This is a genomic window from Ferdinandcohnia sp. SAFN-114, assembly GCF_059415045.1.
In genome coordinates this window covers 13,902-30,604 of the sequence record NZ_JBPFDQ010000061.1, presented here as the reverse complement: position 1 = coordinate 30,604, position 16,703 = coordinate 13,902, and the positions used below count along the sequence as shown (strand labels likewise).

At 34.9% G+C, this 16,703-nt stretch carries 15 protein-coding genes; 10 read left to right on the top strand and 5 right to left on the bottom strand.

The window, feature by feature from the left end:
• Window positions 1–455 precede the first annotated feature (455 nt).
• The gene (locus ACR65M_RS18235) at window positions 456–587 is read right to left on the bottom strand and encodes an FbpB family small basic protein (RefSeq protein ID WP_440274005.1); all 132 of its coding nucleotides are present in this window, start codon (window positions 585–587) and stop codon (window positions 456–458) included.
• A 353-nt stretch (window positions 588–940) separates the two neighbouring features.
• Here ACR65M_RS18235 and ACR65M_RS18230 point away from each other — a divergent pair, with 353 nt between their 5' ends.
• The 8 genes from ACR65M_RS18230 (at window position 941) to ACR65M_RS18195 (ending at window position 11,945) form a co-directional block, all read left to right on the top strand.
• Complete coding sequence (locus ACR65M_RS18230) at window positions 941–1,300, top strand: hypothetical protein (RefSeq protein ID WP_440274004.1); 360 nt, start codon at window positions 941–943, stop codon at window positions 1,298–1,300.
• A 348-nt stretch (window positions 1,301–1,648) separates the two neighbouring features.
• The gene (locus ACR65M_RS18225) at window positions 1,649–2,011 is read left to right on the top strand and encodes a pilin (RefSeq protein WP_440274003.1); all 363 of its coding nucleotides are present in this window, start codon (window positions 1,649–1,651) and stop codon (window positions 2,009–2,011) included.
• Between the two features lie 98 nt (window positions 2,012–2,109).
• Window positions 2,110–2,448 (top strand): PrgI family mobile element protein, encoded by a 339-nt coding sequence (locus ACR65M_RS18220; protein WP_440274002.1) that lies wholly within the window; start codon window positions 2,110–2,112, stop codon window positions 2,446–2,448.
• On the top strand, window positions 2,445–3,344 hold the full coding sequence (locus tag ACR65M_RS18215) for a TraC-like domain-containing protein (protein WP_440274001.1): 900 nt from the start codon (window positions 2,445–2,447) through the stop codon (window positions 3,342–3,344). The genes ACR65M_RS18220 and ACR65M_RS18215 overlap by 4 nt, the downstream gene beginning before the upstream one ends.
• The gene (locus tag ACR65M_RS18210) at window positions 3,298–5,400 is read left to right on the top strand and encodes a VirB4 family type IV secretion system protein (protein WP_440274000.1); all 2,103 of its coding nucleotides are present in this window, start codon (window positions 3,298–3,300) and stop codon (window positions 5,398–5,400) included. Before ACR65M_RS18215 ends, ACR65M_RS18210 begins: the two co-directional genes overlap by 47 nt.
• A 13-nt stretch (window positions 5,401–5,413) precedes the next feature.
• Window positions 5,414–9,157: a type IV secretion system protein gene (locus tag ACR65M_RS18205; RefSeq protein ID WP_440273999.1), complete on the top strand. Its 3,744-nt coding sequence runs from the start codon at window positions 5,414–5,416 to the stop codon at window positions 9,155–9,157.
• Entirely contained in the window at window positions 9,157–11,241 is a 2,085-nt protein-coding gene (locus tag ACR65M_RS18200; protein ID WP_440273998.1) for a peptidoglycan DD-metalloendopeptidase family protein, read from the top strand. Before ACR65M_RS18205 ends, ACR65M_RS18200 begins: the two co-directional genes overlap by 1 nt.
• A gap of 68 nt (window positions 11,242–11,309) precedes the next feature.
• On the top strand, window positions 11,310–11,945 hold the full coding sequence (locus ACR65M_RS18195) for a hypothetical protein (protein WP_440273997.1): 636 nt from the start codon (window positions 11,310–11,312) through the stop codon (window positions 11,943–11,945).
• A gap of 14 nt (window positions 11,946–11,959) precedes the next feature.
• Here the strand turns inward: ACR65M_RS18195 and ACR65M_RS18190 are convergent, their stop codons facing one another.
• Window positions 11,960–12,703: a hypothetical protein gene (locus tag ACR65M_RS18190; RefSeq protein ID WP_440273996.1), complete on the bottom strand. Its 744-nt coding sequence runs from the start codon at window positions 12,701–12,703 to the stop codon at window positions 11,960–11,962.
• On the bottom strand, window positions 12,704–13,924 hold the full coding sequence (locus ACR65M_RS18185) for a hypothetical protein (RefSeq protein WP_440273995.1): 1,221 nt from the start codon (window positions 13,922–13,924) through the stop codon (window positions 12,704–12,706). It abuts the gene before it with no gap.
• Window positions 13,925–14,219: 295 nt separating this feature from the next.
• Here ACR65M_RS18185 and ACR65M_RS18180 point away from each other — a divergent pair, with 295 nt between their 5' ends.
• Complete coding sequence (locus ACR65M_RS18180; protein WP_440273994.1) at window positions 14,220–14,435, top strand: zinc-finger domain-containing protein; 216 nt, start codon at window positions 14,220–14,222, stop codon at window positions 14,433–14,435.
• 39 nt (window positions 14,436–14,474) lie between these two features.
• Window positions 14,475–15,545 carry a DUF2325 domain-containing protein gene (locus ACR65M_RS18175; protein ID WP_440273993.1) on the top strand — a complete coding sequence of 357 codons (1,071 nt, stop codon included), beginning with the start codon at window positions 14,475–14,477 and terminating at the stop codon, window positions 15,543–15,545.
• A 36-nt stretch (window positions 15,546–15,581) separates the two neighbouring features.
• On the opposite strand, the gene ACR65M_RS18170 is transcribed toward ACR65M_RS18175, so the two are convergent.
• Together ACR65M_RS18170 and ACR65M_RS18165 are read right to left on the bottom strand one after the other, a co-directional pair.
• Entirely contained in the window at window positions 15,582–15,887 is a 306-nt protein-coding gene (locus ACR65M_RS18170) for a tyrosine-type recombinase/integrase (protein WP_440274007.1), read from the bottom strand.
• 79 nt (window positions 15,888–15,966) lie between these two features.
• Window positions 15,967–16,248 (bottom strand): site-specific integrase, encoded by a 282-nt coding sequence (locus tag ACR65M_RS18165; RefSeq protein WP_440273992.1) that lies wholly within the window; start codon window positions 16,246–16,248, stop codon window positions 15,967–15,969.
• Window positions 16,249–16,703: the final 455 nt, after the last annotated feature.

Here is a 16,703-nt window from a genome sequence, read left to right as displayed (position 1 = left end):
AACCTTTACATCGAATATATGTAAATGATGTGAGAACCATTGATATTCTAATAGTTCTCACATCTAAGTTAAGATAACCGCATTTCCCAGACTCTACCCCTTTTTGAATAGTTTTTAGATGATAATGACTGGGTAGTATCCCATTTTTTCCTTCGAGTCTTTGCAACGTTAAGTGAAGATCTCCAACATGAACTGAAACCAATTCCTGTGATTCATAGAATTGGAATAATAGATTCAAAAAAGAGCAGGAATATACATATAAGATTCACCAACATATATAATCCTGCTATATCGAATTGTCCATTTTCTGAACTGTTTTCAAGCATAAAATTTATTGTTTTAAGTCATTTTTCCGTGTTTCTTTTATTATATATATCAGATTAGCAGAGTCCCTTTTATATTTTAATAAAACATTGTTTTAATAAGTGGAAACAAGAAAAGTATTATGGGAATTTTTATTTTGTCTTTTCTAATCTTTTTTGATCTAGTCTCTCCTCGATACGATCCATAGCTTTTTGATCTTTTAATAATTCTTCCTTGTTTTCATTAACCAAATCGGCAAATGAAATCTTTATAACTTTTCTCAAACCATTCACCTTCCTTTAAATACTATTGTAATAGTAAAAAAGCAAAAAAGGTATTTTAATTATTACAAATTTCCGAAAATTAAATTAAGCTTCATTACCATTCAATTATTTTATAAAAATTAATTAATGAATTTCAAAGTTGAAATGGGAATCTTATGTCTTCGTGTATTGCCCCGTATAGAATGGAGAATTTTCGATTTTATTCATTTGTGAAAAAGCATTCTGTATTATTTCTTCGTCATCTACTCTATCCAATTCATTTATGGAAAATGTCGTAATCCTTCCTTTTTTGAAGTCCATAAATTGTAAATGAAAAAGGAAAAATCGAGTTGGATTTTGGCTGCACTACACTAATGGTAGACGCGGAATCATTCTGTTTTTATCCTGTTCGTGTCAATTCTGAATGGTGGTATTTTCGCTTAAACACTAGAACCTTTGAGCCAAGTGGTGTATATGAAGATTTGAATTTAGATGAAGAAGTTGTGTCCGATATTTTTAAAACCAAAGTAGAATCAGAAGTTGAATGGCAAATGAGTTACTACGGTGAAGAAGTTTTGGAAATTGAACCAGGAGAGTATGTAGACCGTTCATTTTGGGGTATAAATCAGCTTGGTTATGATGAGGACGGAGATCCAATTCCACTCCCAAGAACAGCTCGAATAGTAACAAGAAAATATAACGGTGGTTCCTATGTGGTGTTCCCTAAATTTTAAGCATATAATAGAAATCCAGCAACTTATGATGCCCGTCACAATAAAATGACAGATCCAGAGTTTAATCGATATATTCAGAGAATAGTAGATGAATTAGAGTAAGAATAATAAAGTAATGATGCACCCACATCTTTTAGTAAGAGTGCATCTTTAGTTAAACTAACAATAATCTTATTTTTTAGTTGCATTATTTGGTATAATCTACTAACATATAAATATAAATTACATACGGATAAGCGGGAAATCCCCGAAAAGACTGTGGAGAATGCTATGAGACTAGCATTCTATCATTCATGGTTTTTTCGGGGATTTTTTCGTTTCTCCGTAATTTGTAAAGGGGGTGAAGGAATGAAGGCATCTATTAAAAAAATACCTGCAATCTTATCATTAGCAGCTTTTACAGCAGTTTTAACCTTTGTTTCTCCAAATTCAGCAGGTGCATGGAGTAAAGCTGGTGTTACCCAAAATAAAAGCATTGATTCAGCTGGTATATTTTCAGATTTAAACATGATCGTAAACCTTGTTATTGCACTTGGAGGATTCTGGGTAATCATTATGCTTATTATCGGTGGAATGTTGTTATCGGGTTCAAATGGTAACCCACAAAGACGTACAGCTGGATTAGTTTCACTTGCAACCTCCTTTGGGGGTGGATGGGTCATTATTAAGGCACATGACATAGCTGGTTGGATTGCGTCTTTCGGGGCATAATAGTAAGTTATTCTTTTATCAAGAAAAATAACGAAAAAGGCATTACCTGCCCCTCTAATTATAGAGGGGTATATTTTTAGAAAATTGTAGGTGAAAGCATGAGAAAAGTAACCGTTCCGATAGATATGAGCAGTGAGCAAAAAGCAATTCTAGGTATTATTTCCAAAAGACAATTAATCTATCTTATTGCAGGTGGGGCTTTGCTATATGTGTATATTCCTATTGTGTATAAGATAGCTCCAAATTTCTTCACAGGTGTAATCATGTGTCTAATTTCTGCACTCCCTATAATTATAGCAACAATCATACTTGGTTTCCTTAAACACTCTAAATACTCCTTATTTTATGACCGCTATTTAATTATTAAGTTAGGATACAAGAATCAAATTGGGGTATGGAGAAAAGGACCTAAAAATGATGTAGGAGGTAAAAAATGAAAGAAATACTCATAATGGCAATTTTCGGATTTGCTATCTACGCATTCGCTCGAAAAATGGAAAAGAAACCAATTTTGCCATGGAAAGAAGGTTCAATACCGACTGAAGTAAAATTATCAGGAAAAAAACAAAAGAAGGACAAGCAAGGTATTGAGTTAGATCAAGAACCCAATGTATTCCAAGACTTGCTTAAAGATATTAAAGAAATTAACAACCATATGATTCGATATCATGATAATACATTCGTTTTAATGGCTGAAGTGGACCCAGTTAACTACTTTTTATTAAGTCTTGAAGAACAGGAAGCAATAGATGTTACATTCGAAAGATGGTTGGCTCAAATTTCTCATAACACTCAATGGTATCTACAGAACAGATACGTTGACCTTTCAGATCCGATTGAAAAAATGAGAAAAAGCATGATAGATGCAGATGACCTACATGAGAATGCTGTAGAATACGGAAAATCATTAATTGATGATTTAACGAAATGGCAACAAATAGCACCGCGATACGAAACAAAACGATATATCCTCTTTACCCATCAAGTAAAAACAAACGATATTACAGCTGAAGATAAGGAAGAGTTAGAAGAAAAAATAGTAGAAAAGGCATTCGCAGAACTTTATAGAAGAATGAATGCTGCTAAGAGTCAATTAAGAAAAGCTCGTATGGAAGTTCACCTTTTAACAAACGAAGGAATATGTGAAGTTTTATATCATGCGTTTAATAGAAGAAAGGCAGTTAAAAACCGATATAAGGACATTGCTTTACAAGAAATGACCTCACTATTTGTTACTGCAGACCAGGATACCACACGAATTGAGCTTGTAAAGGAGGGGTTAGACAATGAGTTTACTAACGAAGAAGAACGAAAAGAAGTCGAAGCTGTCTAATAAAAAGGATAAGTCAAAAGTTTTAAATGAAGAAGTACAACAAGATGAAATGACAAACGATGGTGAAGAAAACGAACTCCTTAAGGGAAAACCTACTATGTGGGATGTTATAGCACCTGATGGAATTACCATCAAATCTGAAGATCATGGGATTATCAAACAATCACTTGGAACAAAAACCTACTTTAGACCCTTTTTCATTCCCGTTGATGGCTATCCTAGAAAAATGCAAACAAATTGGCTTTATAGTATTACATCGAGTGGGGAATCAGACTTGCTAGTAGATGTACATAAAATAGGAAAAACAGAAGCTATCCGAATGTTGCAGCGCCAATTAACCATGTTTGAATCTAACCTTTCTTTCCAAGTAAAGCGAGGAAACATTGATCAAATTAATGATTTAAAAACTAAAATCTTTGATACTGAACAATTAATGGCTGAAATTCAGTTCTCTGAAAATGATCTTTTTAATGTGAGCACATTGGGTATTCTATACGGTCAATCTGAGAAAGAACTAAATCATTATAGTGAGGCCCTAGAGGATGAAATGGCGGGCTCATTCTTCAAACTTGCAACTACATGGAGTCGAGTAAAAAAAGGGTTTAGAAGTGTTCTACCTATTGGTAGAAATGAGATTCCCGATTCATTGAGAAACCTTGATAGACGTTCTTTATCAACTTTTGCTCCTTTTATATCTGGTAGTGGAAAATTTCTCGGTGGTGTGCCGCTAGGCATTAACAAAATTACTGGCCAACTTGAATTCATCAATAGTTTTGGAAATGAAGAATTTCGTCCACAAAACTATAACATTGGTATAACAGGTATTCCCGGTTCGGGGAAAAGTTTAGCAATGAAATTAAAAATTGCGCGTGAGACTTCTTCAGCTAACGTGTGGTCAGCAATCATTGACCCTGAAAATGAGTTTTCTATGCTAACAAAACGTTTAGGTGGAATTAATCTGAACATCAGTGAAGAAGAAAAAATCTGTATTAATCCATGTGCTATAAGCCCAACAGATATACCACTTGATGATGAAGATGAAGAATTAGGGTGGTTAGAAGAAAGTGATGAAAAAGAAATCATCGAAAAGAATGGAAAAAGATATATTCACTTTGTTCCAATAAGAGAAAAGCAGAATGAAATCTTATCTTTCTTTGACATTATTATTCGTGGAAAGAACAGTGAAGAGGAAGGGCTAACAGTTTTCGAACGCAACTATTTAGAAGAAGCAATTAAGAACGTATTTCACAATTTAGGTATTACATCACATCCCGCTTCACTATATGAAAACAAAGTACACGAGGTAGATGGGCAACTCATTCAGTCGCAAGTACGTAAGCCTGAGCCAACTATCAGTGACATTTATAAGTTTCTTGTTGAGACCTATAAAGAAGAACAACGTTCAGCAAGATTAATTGCTGCCATTCGCCCGTTTTTACGTGATGGAAGTAAGCCAATTTTCGATGGGCAAACTTATTTAGGAAAAGGTGTAACACAAAACTTAAACTCTGCTAGACTAGTAAACTTTAATATTAGTCAAATGGAAGAAGGTTTCTTACGTCCTATCGCATATCACGTTATTTTGAACTATCTATGGGAATATTTTGCGAAAAACGTTGATAATGCAACAAAGAAAAAATACATCTATGCCGATGAGTTATGGCAGTTCATTGATAATGAACAAACTGTAACATTCTTCGAAAAGGTAGCACGTAGAGCCCGAAAAAGAAACTGCGGTTTATGTTGGGCAACACAAGATTTTGTACGTATATTAGAAAACCCAAAAGCCCGTGGTATCCTATCATCCACTTTTACGATTCTATTTATGCAACAAAATAAGATTGACTTAAACAAAGTAAAAGAGAACTTTGATTTAAGTGATGGGGAAATTGATATCCTGTTTGGTAACCCGGATAAAGGGGAAGGGATTTTGAGAAGTGGTAAAAGTTCAATATGGTTACAAACCAACCCGAGCGAAGAAGAATTAACCTTTATCGAATCAAACCAAGCGGTGTTAGAAGAAATGCTAAAACGCAAAAAAATGAACCAAAGATAGGGGGCAAGAGAATATGTTGGGAGAAAAAATAAGTACTTTAATCTCTAGCCTGTTTGCTGATATATATGTATGGATCATAAAGCCATTTTTGGGATTGCGAACATTTAAAAGCCTGATTTTTGGCAAGGATGGGGATGAATCTTTGGCCTTTGGTATTTTTACCACCGATGAGTTGAATAAAATTTATTGGCCCGGATTTAATACGTTTATGATTCTTGCGGGTTTTGCGATATTAATAGCCATCGTTATGGGTGGAATGAAAATAGCTTCAGCAGGAATAAACCCTTCAAATCGTTCATACACATTTGAATTTTTTAAGGATTTGGGTATTGTTACGATTTTAATATTTAATTTAGAAACCATATATACCTTAATTTTCGGGGTGAATTACTCAATAATTAGTATGTTTGGTAGTCAGCACGCTGAATTAATGGAAGCCAAAGAAAATTTAGGAGCAACAGATGGAATAATAGGCGATATTATTATAAATCTAGCATTATTAGGATTATCCATCTGGGCGAACTTCTATTATATGATGCGTAAATTGACCTTGATGATGCTTATGATATTAGGTCCCTTAATGATTACCTTGTATCTAATTCCCCGGACTAAAGGCATTACAATGGGATGGCTTAAAGAACTAATTGGTACAGTTTTGGTTCAAAGTATTCACGCAACATTATACTGGATGATGGCACTAATGGCTGTTACAAATACGGGATTAGAAGCGATCATCCTATACATCATATTTATTCCTGTAGCAGAATCTATTCGTTCATTACTCGGATTAGGTGGCCAAATGACAAATGGTCTTTCTAAAGCTGGAGCTATGATGGGGTTAAGTGCGTTAGCGGGTATGTATGGTTCTGTAAAAGGTGCACTTGGTGATAAATCCGTTATGGGTGCTATAAAAGGGGCCTACAATGGAGCTAAAGATAAGATTAAAGGTACAGATGGAGCAGAAGGTGAAGAAGGTAAAAAGACTTTAGGTGCCAATACAGGTACAGATAGCGGAACAACTTCTATGGCTGAAAAAATGCTAAAAGCTGGTGAAATCACGAGCAAAATGGGTAAAGCAGCATTCGGTATGGCTGGTGCTATTGCTGGTTCACCTATGGGTCCTGCGGGTAGTATTGCTGGTTCTACCATTGGATTTATTGGTGGAGGTGCTGTCGGAGGTGTAGCAGGTCGTGTGGGTGCAGTTGCCGGTTTGACTGCCGCAAATCAACTAGGAAAAGGTATTAAAGCGGGCATAAAAGGCGGAAAAGATTCCTGGAATGCGGAGTCACTCGCAGACGAAAAACTCGCAAATGAGATGGCTGATGCCGAAACAACAAAGTGGGCAAACGAAAATAAAGAAAATTTCATGAAGAATAAGGCTAAAGATTTTCCAGATGCTCATAAAGACTCACTTGAAGGAATGTGGAATAAAGAGGTATCCAATAAGAGAGCTCAGTTCTTAGATAAAGCTAAACAAACCATTGGCGATATAAAGAAGAATGATGGTCAATATGCAAACGCTGAAGAACTTGCAAATACTGTTACTGAAAGAATGACAAATGATTGGGCAAAAGATAACAAGGATAAGTTTATGGAGGATTACGATAAACAAAATCCGATTTCTAATGTACCTCCTGAAAAGTTAGCCGAACATAATCAAAAACGACAACAAGCTTGGAATAACGCTGTGAATCAAAGGAAAAACGAAATTTTAAATACTGCTAATCAAGCTGCTGATCAACTGACGAATGAGTGGGCAAAAAACAATAAAGACGAGGTTATGAAGTTATATGACCAAGCTAACCCAATTAAAGAATCTATGTCAGATGCTGAAAAACAGGAAGCACTAGAAAAAAGAGAACAGTATTGGAATTCAGTTGTTGGTCACAAACGTGGAGAAAATAGGAACAAAGCTCAAACAATTGCTGACCAAAGAACACAAGCGTGGGCAGATGGTAATAAAGATGCTTTTATGCAAGAGTATGATAAACAAAATCCACTTCCTGGCTTAACTGTGGCAGACATCATAGCTAGACAAAATCAAAAATCTGAAGCATGGAATAATGCTGTTAATGCAAAACGTGAGCAAATTTCAGTCATTGCAAATTCTACCGCGGGTAAATTGAGTAATGGCATTCCAACAGGAAATGCTTTCATCAGTAAAGACCAGTTTACTCAATCGGTAGCAGATCAGGCTTTAAATGCAGACAAACAGGATTTTGCTACGAATTATAAAGCGAATATTAATCCAAATGCGACTTCCCAAGAAATTGATGTAGCATTTGAAAATCAAAATGGTGGTAAACGTGTTTACTTACAAAAAGCCCAAGATGCTATTAGTGGAGTCCAAGGAGCAAAATTGTATAATCGTGGCGATGTAAATACGGATTATCTTGCTACTCAGATAGCAACCACAAAAACCAAAGATGCAAAACAGGGATATATCCAAAATGCTATTAATAATGAAGGTTTATCAAATGAACAAGCACAAGCGAGATGGGAAAGTGTTGGTTATCAAGAAACATACAATGACAATTTAAAATCAACGGTAGCAAGTTTGCCAAAGCAAGTTTCCTTAGATAAATCCATCTTCCAAAATCCTGTTGCTAGAGTGGGACAAACAATTGGAAACTCATTAGGTGGTTTCTTAACCGCAACTAGTGGGATTAAAGAGATTGGTTCATTTATAGGCGATACAAAGATTGGGAAAATGGCTGTTGCTGGCGCAACTGGCCTACAACAAGGGGCAATAGAGGGATTCCAAACACCTACTACAGGAGTACTTACTAAAGGAATTAATACTATCGGCTCCGCTGTTACACAAATGGGTAGTGAAGTGAAAGTTGCCTTCCAAACACCACACGTAGCGGAAAATGTCATAGGTAAACAAGCTGGATTTAGAAATGCGGTATCATTTGCAACTGGTATGGTAGGTGGAGTTTCCGGATATAAATTAGGTTCTAAAGTTGGTATGAAGATCAACCCTTATAATAGTGCTGTTAACCAACAAATTAAAGAAGTATCAGATTTGGGACACATCGCCCAAAAGGTTGATATGGGTAATGGTGAGACGCAAATCGCACCAGGAGCTATTCAACTAGTTACAAAGGGAAACGAATCGTTTATACAAGTTCGTGACGTTACTGGACAGACACAAATTGTTTCAAGAAAAGGTACAGGTAATAGTTCTCTTAAAAATGGAGAAGTTTTATACCAAGATCTTAACATACAAGATGGCGTTTTAACGCAAACATCTCAGGCGTATAAGTACGATAGCGCAGGTGGAAAAATACCTGTTAGTCAGGTAAGTAGGGTTAATCCTAATGCCCTACTAGCAAACCATAACACTCCTAAAAATCCATATGTAGTTCAAGAGATTCAGAGTCTTAACCAAAAGGTTGATGCTGGACAATTCCATGTGGAAGACATTAAAACTCATACAAAAGATGTTCGTATGGTTGTAACGAAAGAAAGAAGTTATATGGTAGGGAAAAATAGTAGTGGTGAAGAAGTTCGTATTTCTCCTTATGGAAAAGGAGATGCAAGATTAGAACGAGATGAAGTAGTTCAAGTTAAATGTGATGTGAGAAATAATAGAATCGTATCGAGAGAAGCAATTGATATTTCAGGTAAAGAAATGGATTTCAATACTTCACTTGAACCAAAAGATTTAGTTCCTACTAAACAAAATAAACGCTTGTCTAGACGTAACGACTTTGAAAAGGTTCGCCACCGTTCTCTAGGAGGTACTGTATAATGGCTTTGCATCAAGCTCCTGAAGAGGATCAAAATTCCGTTTTAAAGGAAATTGCAAAGCATAAGGCTAGAAAAGTAGGTCGAGCTGCTGCCAAGAAACTACTAAAAAAAGGAGCTAAATTAGCAATGAAAGCCGCCCTCAAAATGGGGGCTGGCCTCATTAAACTTTTACTAGCTTTACTTGGTTCTATTGGCGCACCTGTACTATTAATATTTGGTTCAATTATTGTTTTAGTCATCATCATATCTCTTGCTTCTTCATTCTTTTTCGGAACAGGTGACGGACTTGAAGGAAAAGAAAAAGATCTACACAACTATATTGTGCAAAGAGCAAATGCTACTGTTAATATGTCGAATGACTTTCAAAAAAGGTATAGAGTCCCTCACGAATTAATTGCAGCTGTTATTCAATTAGATGTTATGAGTTCAAAAGAAGATGATGACTTAAAAGTTGTTGTTAAGGAAATGGCTGAAGGACTTAAACCAGACTTTCGAACGGATAGCTTCAATGAATGGAAAGAAACAAAAACACAAGTATGTGAAGATGGAGTTTGTGGTAAATGGAGTAAACCGGTAAAAAAAGATAATTATGTCGAGAAATATACTAATGTAGATTATTGGAATGGATATACCACTATCAGATACACACCTTATGTAACTGACTGGTATAAAGATGTAAAGATTACCTATCGAGATGAAACATATACAGAAATTGAAATACAAGAAGTTACAGAGTACAGAGAGGTTGCTAGACGTGTCGTTGTTAAAGTGCCATACACAGCCTATGTTTATAGACCATATCTTGATAATAACGGTAATCTTGTATGCTGTGAAAGGGTAGAGACCACTCTATATCGAGAAGAATATCAAATTGTATACGATACTGTCCCGTACAAAACGGAAAAAGAAGTAGAAGTAGAAAAGACGAAAAGAATCGAAATCAAAACTACCACTATGACAAGATATCAACGTTTTACTTCAACTAAAAACGATACGGAAGACTATTCAAAGTTTGATACATTCTTAAACTCTTACGGATTAGGAATGAAAGATAAACAATTGCTAGAAATCAACTATGAATTTATTGGTGGAACAATCAACTACACAAATTGGTTATCTCAATTTGGAGGGTACGGGGGTAATTACGGTGATTTCATTGGAACAATTATACCAGGAGCGGGAGTCCCTACTCAATATATGGAATTCTATAGAGGTGCTGAACAAAAATATGGAGTTGATTGGTATACATTAGCAGCAGTTCACTTCGTCGAAACAGGATTTGGAACTCACCCAACAATGGTTTCTTCCGCGGGAGCACTTGGTCACATGCAGTTCATGCCCGCAACATGGGTTGGTTGGAAATACAATATTGGGGGTGGGCTAGTCAGTCCAAGCTTAGATATTACTAGTTTAAGTGTTATTAAGGCGGGTAATGGATATGGTGTAGATGGATGTGGTGATGGAAAGGCCGATCCGTATGACCCTTGTGATGCTATTTATACTGCAGCCCATTATATCTCAAAAAGTGGATATGCTACTGACCCTCGTAAAGCAATCTATAATTACAATCATGCGTGGTGGTACGTAGATAAAGTAATGGCAAAAGCTGATGAAATTAAAACTCAGGCGGTATATCAACCTTTAGATTCCCCCGAAATCACAGGAGATTACTTTATGGTACCAGCGACCGGAAGAGTAACATCAGGATATGGAATGAGGTGGGGGAGAAGACATACAGGTGTTGACATAGGTAAAAATCAAAGACCTCATGATGTTCCTATTGTTGCGGCTGCTGATGGAATAGTTAGAATTTCAGGGTTCTCTGGTGACTACGGTCACTGGGTAGTATTGAAACATGTTATTGATGGCAAAGAGTTTGAAACATTATACGCTCATATGACAGGAAGAGCGGTTCGAGTAGGACAACAGGTTATAAAAGGACAGTTTCTTGGAAACATGGGAAGTACAGGAGATTCCACTGGCCCGCATTTACATTTTGAAATACACGAAGGCCCTTGGAATAGTTCTCGGACAAATAGTGTTGACCCAGTAAAATATCTTCCTCAATTGGAGTACAAAGGATAAATTATTTTGTTTGGTATCACATAACAAGTTCCTACAGTTATGTGATGCCACTTTTATAGGGGGTAAATATGAATAAAGGATTTAAAATAGCAATAATATCAACTCTTTTACTTTTTTCATTAATAGGATACTTTTTTTATACAAATTCATTAAATAGTCCATCAGAATACATTAGCATTGAAACAGCTAAAAAAGAGCTTGTTCAGTATATAGAAACTATTAATAAAATGGAAGAACAAGTATTTAAATATGTGGATGAAGAAGAGGCAGAATTAGCTTATCTCAAAACTAATTCGGATATTGAATTAAAGTATGCGGATAAGAAGGGCGTATTGGAATTCTTCTTAGCAACTATTGCCTTAAAAGATGTAGATTTATTTCTTGAATCCTTTGATCTTTATGCGATTTCAGGAGATATTCATTCCTCACCTGAAAAAAATAAGGACCTGGTAATAGAGGATTTAATGACGCAATTATCAAGAGATGGACTCCTAGTTAAGTTAGGTTATAAAGAGGTAAAAGGAAAGTTCGGAGCAGATTCAAATACTGTAAAGGTAACCTTTTTCTATTCAGACGGCTTAGAAGCAACAATACCTATTTCCTTTGCAAAGACTCACGATCACCATAATGGAGAAGAAGTTTACTCAATATCTACTTCTGTATTAGAAATGTTAAAAGATATTAAGAGTAATTCCAAAAGCTAAGGCTCGCCATTCATTTACTGGCGAGCCTTTATTACATCTATTTTTGCTGTCTTCCAACTACCAAATTCTCTATAATACGTCTGAGCTGAAGGCAATGAATGTTCTCGGGCATATTTTGTCCATACACTTCGACTTGCACTTTTAAATACTTCATAATGTTTAATAGCAACATCTATTAAATCCTGACGAGTATATTGTTTCTTTATTTCTTTCCCTGCCAACTCTAATAATTCATCCCATTCAAAATGCTTTTTTAAGGTTTTATAAGTTGGCAAATCCTTTCCCTTTACATATTCATCCCACTTTTGCCTATTTTCCATATATACACCATGTTCTCGAACGACCATTGTAACTTCATCTTTCGTGTATCCCTTAGGTGCCACATTAGGAGAGGGAGGTAAATCAAGTAGATCTTTTATGTTATTCCACTTACCAAATGCTTTAATGTAAGTAATAGCTAAGGGAAGCTTATTAAGCCTTGCATATTCGTTCCATTTACGTTGGCTTGTGAAATAATTTGAATGTTTCTTAGCAATATCTATAAGAGTGTCTTTCCCATAAAACTGTTTAACTGGCTCTAGCTTTAAATATTCCTTCACAGTATTCCATTTACCAAAATGATGTATAAGTTCAAAAGAGGAGGGCAGACCATTCATTTTTGCATAGGCATCCCACTCTTTAGTTGTTGAAATGTGAGATTTATGATTTTCCAATAACTCTAGAATCTCTTGCTGTCCCTTAGTTAGTTCATTATCCAATCAATTATCCCCCGCTGTCTTAGCGTATTTTGAGCTTTGTTCCCAAATTAATGAAACAACATCTTCATTTCCAATGTTAAATTTCTTGATTTCATCTACCAAACTATCAAATTCTTCTTTTGTCTGAGCATTATTTATTTTATTCTTTAAATTTCTTTTTTGCAAAAAGTACAAATCTAATTCGTTTTCCACGTAATATTGGAAGTGAGCATATTGCAAATAGGCTCTAAAGTCTCTATCTAATCCGCATCTTGCAGGGTCTATAAATAATTCAAATTCTTCAAATGGAATCTCTTTAAATGTATGTCTTGTATTGCTGAAAAGGTAGTCTTTATCCATTTTTGGATACTCGCATTCCCTATCAAAAGGTGAGTTTTCTACATCAATATAGAACTCTCTTTCCTTCGATTGATAATTAATTTCGCCTTTAAGCAACCATTTCTCACCAATAAACTTATCATTTTGATTTGGAAGTTGTGGTCTTGGTACCAACAAATAAATATCTCTTTCATAAGTTACACCTAGTAAAAAGAAATAATCTCCCATTGTTGGTAAACGGTTCAAGCGATTTCTGGCATCATCAAATGAAATAATATTATTTTCTTTTACTTCTATAGGTTGATTATTTATTTCTTCAATTTTGTCATAAGCAAACCGTTCACGTAATTTATCAATTTCCTTTTCACGTTCACGAAGGACTTTTCTTTTTTCTTCTTCCACACCAGCAGTAATTAAGTAATCTATCACCTGTTTGTTCTTCTCTAATCTTTTTCGTTCCGTATAAGCCTCTGGGTCCTGTTTCTGCTCTTTTTTATCGACCATGAATGCTAGAAGTCTAACAATCCCATAAAGAGCAACAAAAGGGAAGAAAACAAGGAAAAAAGATGCGATTAGTAATCCCTTTCCCGCTTTACTTTGTGATACCATCATAACTACTGCAAATACCGCTAATAGGGCCAATCCAACTATGATAAGGCAAATATATAATAGGATAAATGCTACAAAAATACGAAATGCTGTCATTCCAGGAGAACCCTCATAGATCAATCCCATTTTATCTAATAATGCAACGATACCTAATGCATCAAAAACAGGTAGAATGTAATCCCAAGCTGTTGCTATAATAATGACTAGTGCAATCCCAACTAATCCCCATAAACCCGTTTGTTTTCCTCTGTAATATTGTAATGCTGCATCCGCAAAATGTAATACTGTGTTCATTATATTTCACCACCATTTTTATAATATTTATATCACTAGTTACACTATATGTATACTTTTATTATATAGCCATATGCATGTATAGTCAATGCTCAAAACCCCATTATTTCAAGCTTTTTATCGGTTAAAATAGACTTTTATTAACTTCCAATTATTGAATTATCGAACAGGAATTGCTATAATAAAAATAATTACATTATAACTTTAAGGGCGAATCTCCCAATTTTTATTGGGGGATTTTTTGTCGTTTTTTAAGGTTTAAATGGATAAATGGTAAAGAAAGGAAGGGTATTGGGTGGCTAAAGTAGAAAATTCTAGAATAGTAAGAATCCATATACACGATGTACTAGATCATAAGTGTAAAGGATGCTTAATATATCGTAAAAATCTAAAGAATACTAGCGTATCAGAAGCTGGTAATTACTGCTTATTTGAATGTGAGGTAGGTAAAGAACTTAAAAGAATGGGGGATAGGTTATTGTATTATTCATTCTGGGAGAGAATGGCTTAATAATTAATTCTATATACCTATACAGAAAAGGAGAACTATATGAAAACAATTTTATTAGAAAAAATAAAAGAAGAAATGGCTGAAAGTATTGCAACTATATCATTTGAGAATATAAAAGAAAGTGAGCAACAAATATCCGATTATCTTCAGTTAGTAACTTTAATAGATAAATTACCTTTACGATTCTTAGATAGTCTTATACTCAACAAAATAGAGGATAAAATGGAAAGTCATGAGTTACCTATAGTTGAATCTGAAGTAGAGGATACAGAACAGGTGGAGGAGGGTGTATATAAGTTTAACCGAAAATTAAGAGGTGGACACTTAGAAGGGACTAATATTCTTGTACCAGAAAGCATAACACGTCAACTTATTCTGGATCATGGGGATATCATAAAACCTTCCTATAATCCTCATACAGAACGCTATTATTTTGAATTAATTAAAAAGGGAAATAGGGTTGTGAACCCTGAAAGACAACAGGTTTCCTATGGAATTGTGGAGAAAGAAAGTAGCATGTTGCTTGTATCTACTTATCTTGATAATGGCAGCAAACGATTAGTGAAAGTTGATGAAAATCTCCATACATTTATATTAAATCAAGATGATATTTTAGAATTTTCGATTGAACCAGGCGACATAGTTGACATTGCTTATTATAGTTCAAATGTTAAAACAGTAAGGGTTATTTATAAATACCATATAGAAGAACATGAAAATAGACCAATGCCATCTACCTTTTACAAAACCTCTAACAAAAAGAGTTGTGAAGAAGATGATTTAACAGATTCAATTACCTTTGATAATAAAACTGTATTAGTCGTTGGGTGTGAGCCTCGACAAACCACTTACCAAACTGCTATTGAAAAAAGAAATGGTTCTATGGTTTGGGCTTCTGGTAACGAAAGTTTAGACCGTTTAGAACGCTTGGTGATGAAAGCTGATGCTGTCGTAATGATTACCACTCATATGTCCCATTATGGTAGCAAAAGTACCGTTAAGTTCTGCAAGGAGCATAATATTCCATTTACCTCAATCGAATCGAGGGGAATAAAAAGTTTAGTGGATGCAATAACAAATACACTTACTCACGAAAAGGAAAGCGCATAATGCATTAAAAGAACATCTATTATTTAGATGTTTTTTTCAATTTTCCTTCACTCCTACTCCAGCTTCAATTAATAAGCTTGTATGAGTATGACGAAACGAATGTTGTGTTATATTTTTATTAATAGCTGCCTTTTTAAACAAACGTTTTAGCCTAGTTTCAATTACCTTCCTTAATTGGGGGTGGCCATCCTCACGTGAAAAAATAAATTGATTATCCTCATATAAATTACCTTTTTCTAATTTTACCTCATTTTGTTTAATTTTGTGTTTTTTCAACAACTTAACAAGATTCTCGTCAATACGAATAGTGCGGATCGAGCCTGTTGTTTTAGAAGGTAGCAGTTGATACCCTTTAATATTATTACTTGGATTATATAAGGTTTTAGTTACACGTATTGTGCCTTTTTAGTGCAAGTAATTCTCAAATTCTCAAACCAGTGTATGCTAAAGTTGTAAAAACTAAATGATCCATATCTAATCCTCCGTTTTTAGCAAGCCGTAAAAACTTTGCGAGTTCTTCCTTTTCTAAGAATTTTATATCATTATCTTGGCTTTCAATATCCTCTATTTTTATTTGCTGTTTAGGTAATTGAATGTTTTCGGTTGGGTTATTTTTTATAAGGCCAATCTCAGTTGCATAATTAAAAATCATCCTACCACATGCGTGAATACCGTAAATAATTCCGGCTATATCTTTCAGCAAGATCAACAATACGATTCTGATAATGTTGCTTAGTAATCTTTTGTAGTTGGTAAGGCCACCAAACAGATATAAAATATCACTAATGAGCGATTTCGATTGAAAGCATTAGGCATTACAGGCGAAAAGTATGCTGCTATGAAGGCACTCGAAGACAGTTATTATAATGTTGACCCTAGAGAATATATTTCTTTATGGGGAACATCAAGAACATCGAAATATAATAGTTCGTCCCGGAATATACATTAAAAAAAGGGGATTTGTATTGTTAGGTTAACATTTGAAAATCCTATTATATCAACTTTGAACATGAATTAGCAGGTAAAGATTTATTAAGGTTGACAAAAAAGAAGGAGGAGCGTGTAGTAAGTTTCGGTAAAGTACCGTTAGGAAGAAGCTGAAACGTTGTCGAAGGTACATCTGAAGCAGCGGTGCCAGGAAAAACATTAAGAACCATC

Bases quoted from the DNA above. Each gene is read 5' to 3' on its own strand.
- ACR65M_RS18195 (WP_440273997.1), top strand. From the start codon at position 11,310: ATGAATAAAGGATTTAAAATAGCAATAATATCAACTCTTTTACTTTTT.
- ACR65M_RS18185 (WP_440273995.1), bottom strand. From the start codon at position 13,924: ATGAACACAGTATTACATTTTGCGGATGCAGCATTACAATATTACAGA.
- ACR65M_RS18230 (WP_440274004.1), top strand. From the start codon at position 941: ATGGTAGACGCGGAATCATTCTGTTTTTATCCTGTTCGTGTCAATTCT.
- ACR65M_RS18200 (WP_440273998.1), top strand. From the start codon at position 9,157: ATGGCTTTGCATCAAGCTCCTGAAGAGGATCAAAATTCCGTTTTAAAG.
- ACR65M_RS18220 (WP_440274002.1), top strand. From the start codon at position 2,110: ATGAGAAAAGTAACCGTTCCGATAGATATGAGCAGTGAGCAAAAAGCA.
- ACR65M_RS18225 (WP_440274003.1), top strand. From the start codon at position 1,649: ATGAAGGCATCTATTAAAAAAATACCTGCAATCTTATCATTAGCAGCT.
- ACR65M_RS18210 (WP_440274000.1), top strand. From the start codon at position 3,298: ATGAGTTTACTAACGAAGAAGAACGAAAAGAAGTCGAAGCTGTCTAAT.
- ACR65M_RS18175 (WP_440273993.1), top strand. From the start codon at position 14,475: ATGAAAACAATTTTATTAGAAAAAATAAAAGAAGAAATGGCTGAAAGT.
- ACR65M_RS18205 (WP_440273999.1), top strand. From the start codon at position 5,414: ATGTTGGGAGAAAAAATAAGTACTTTAATCTCTAGCCTGTTTGCTGAT.
- ACR65M_RS18215 (WP_440274001.1), top strand. From the start codon at position 2,445: ATGAAAGAAATACTCATAATGGCAATTTTCGGATTTGCTATCTACGCA.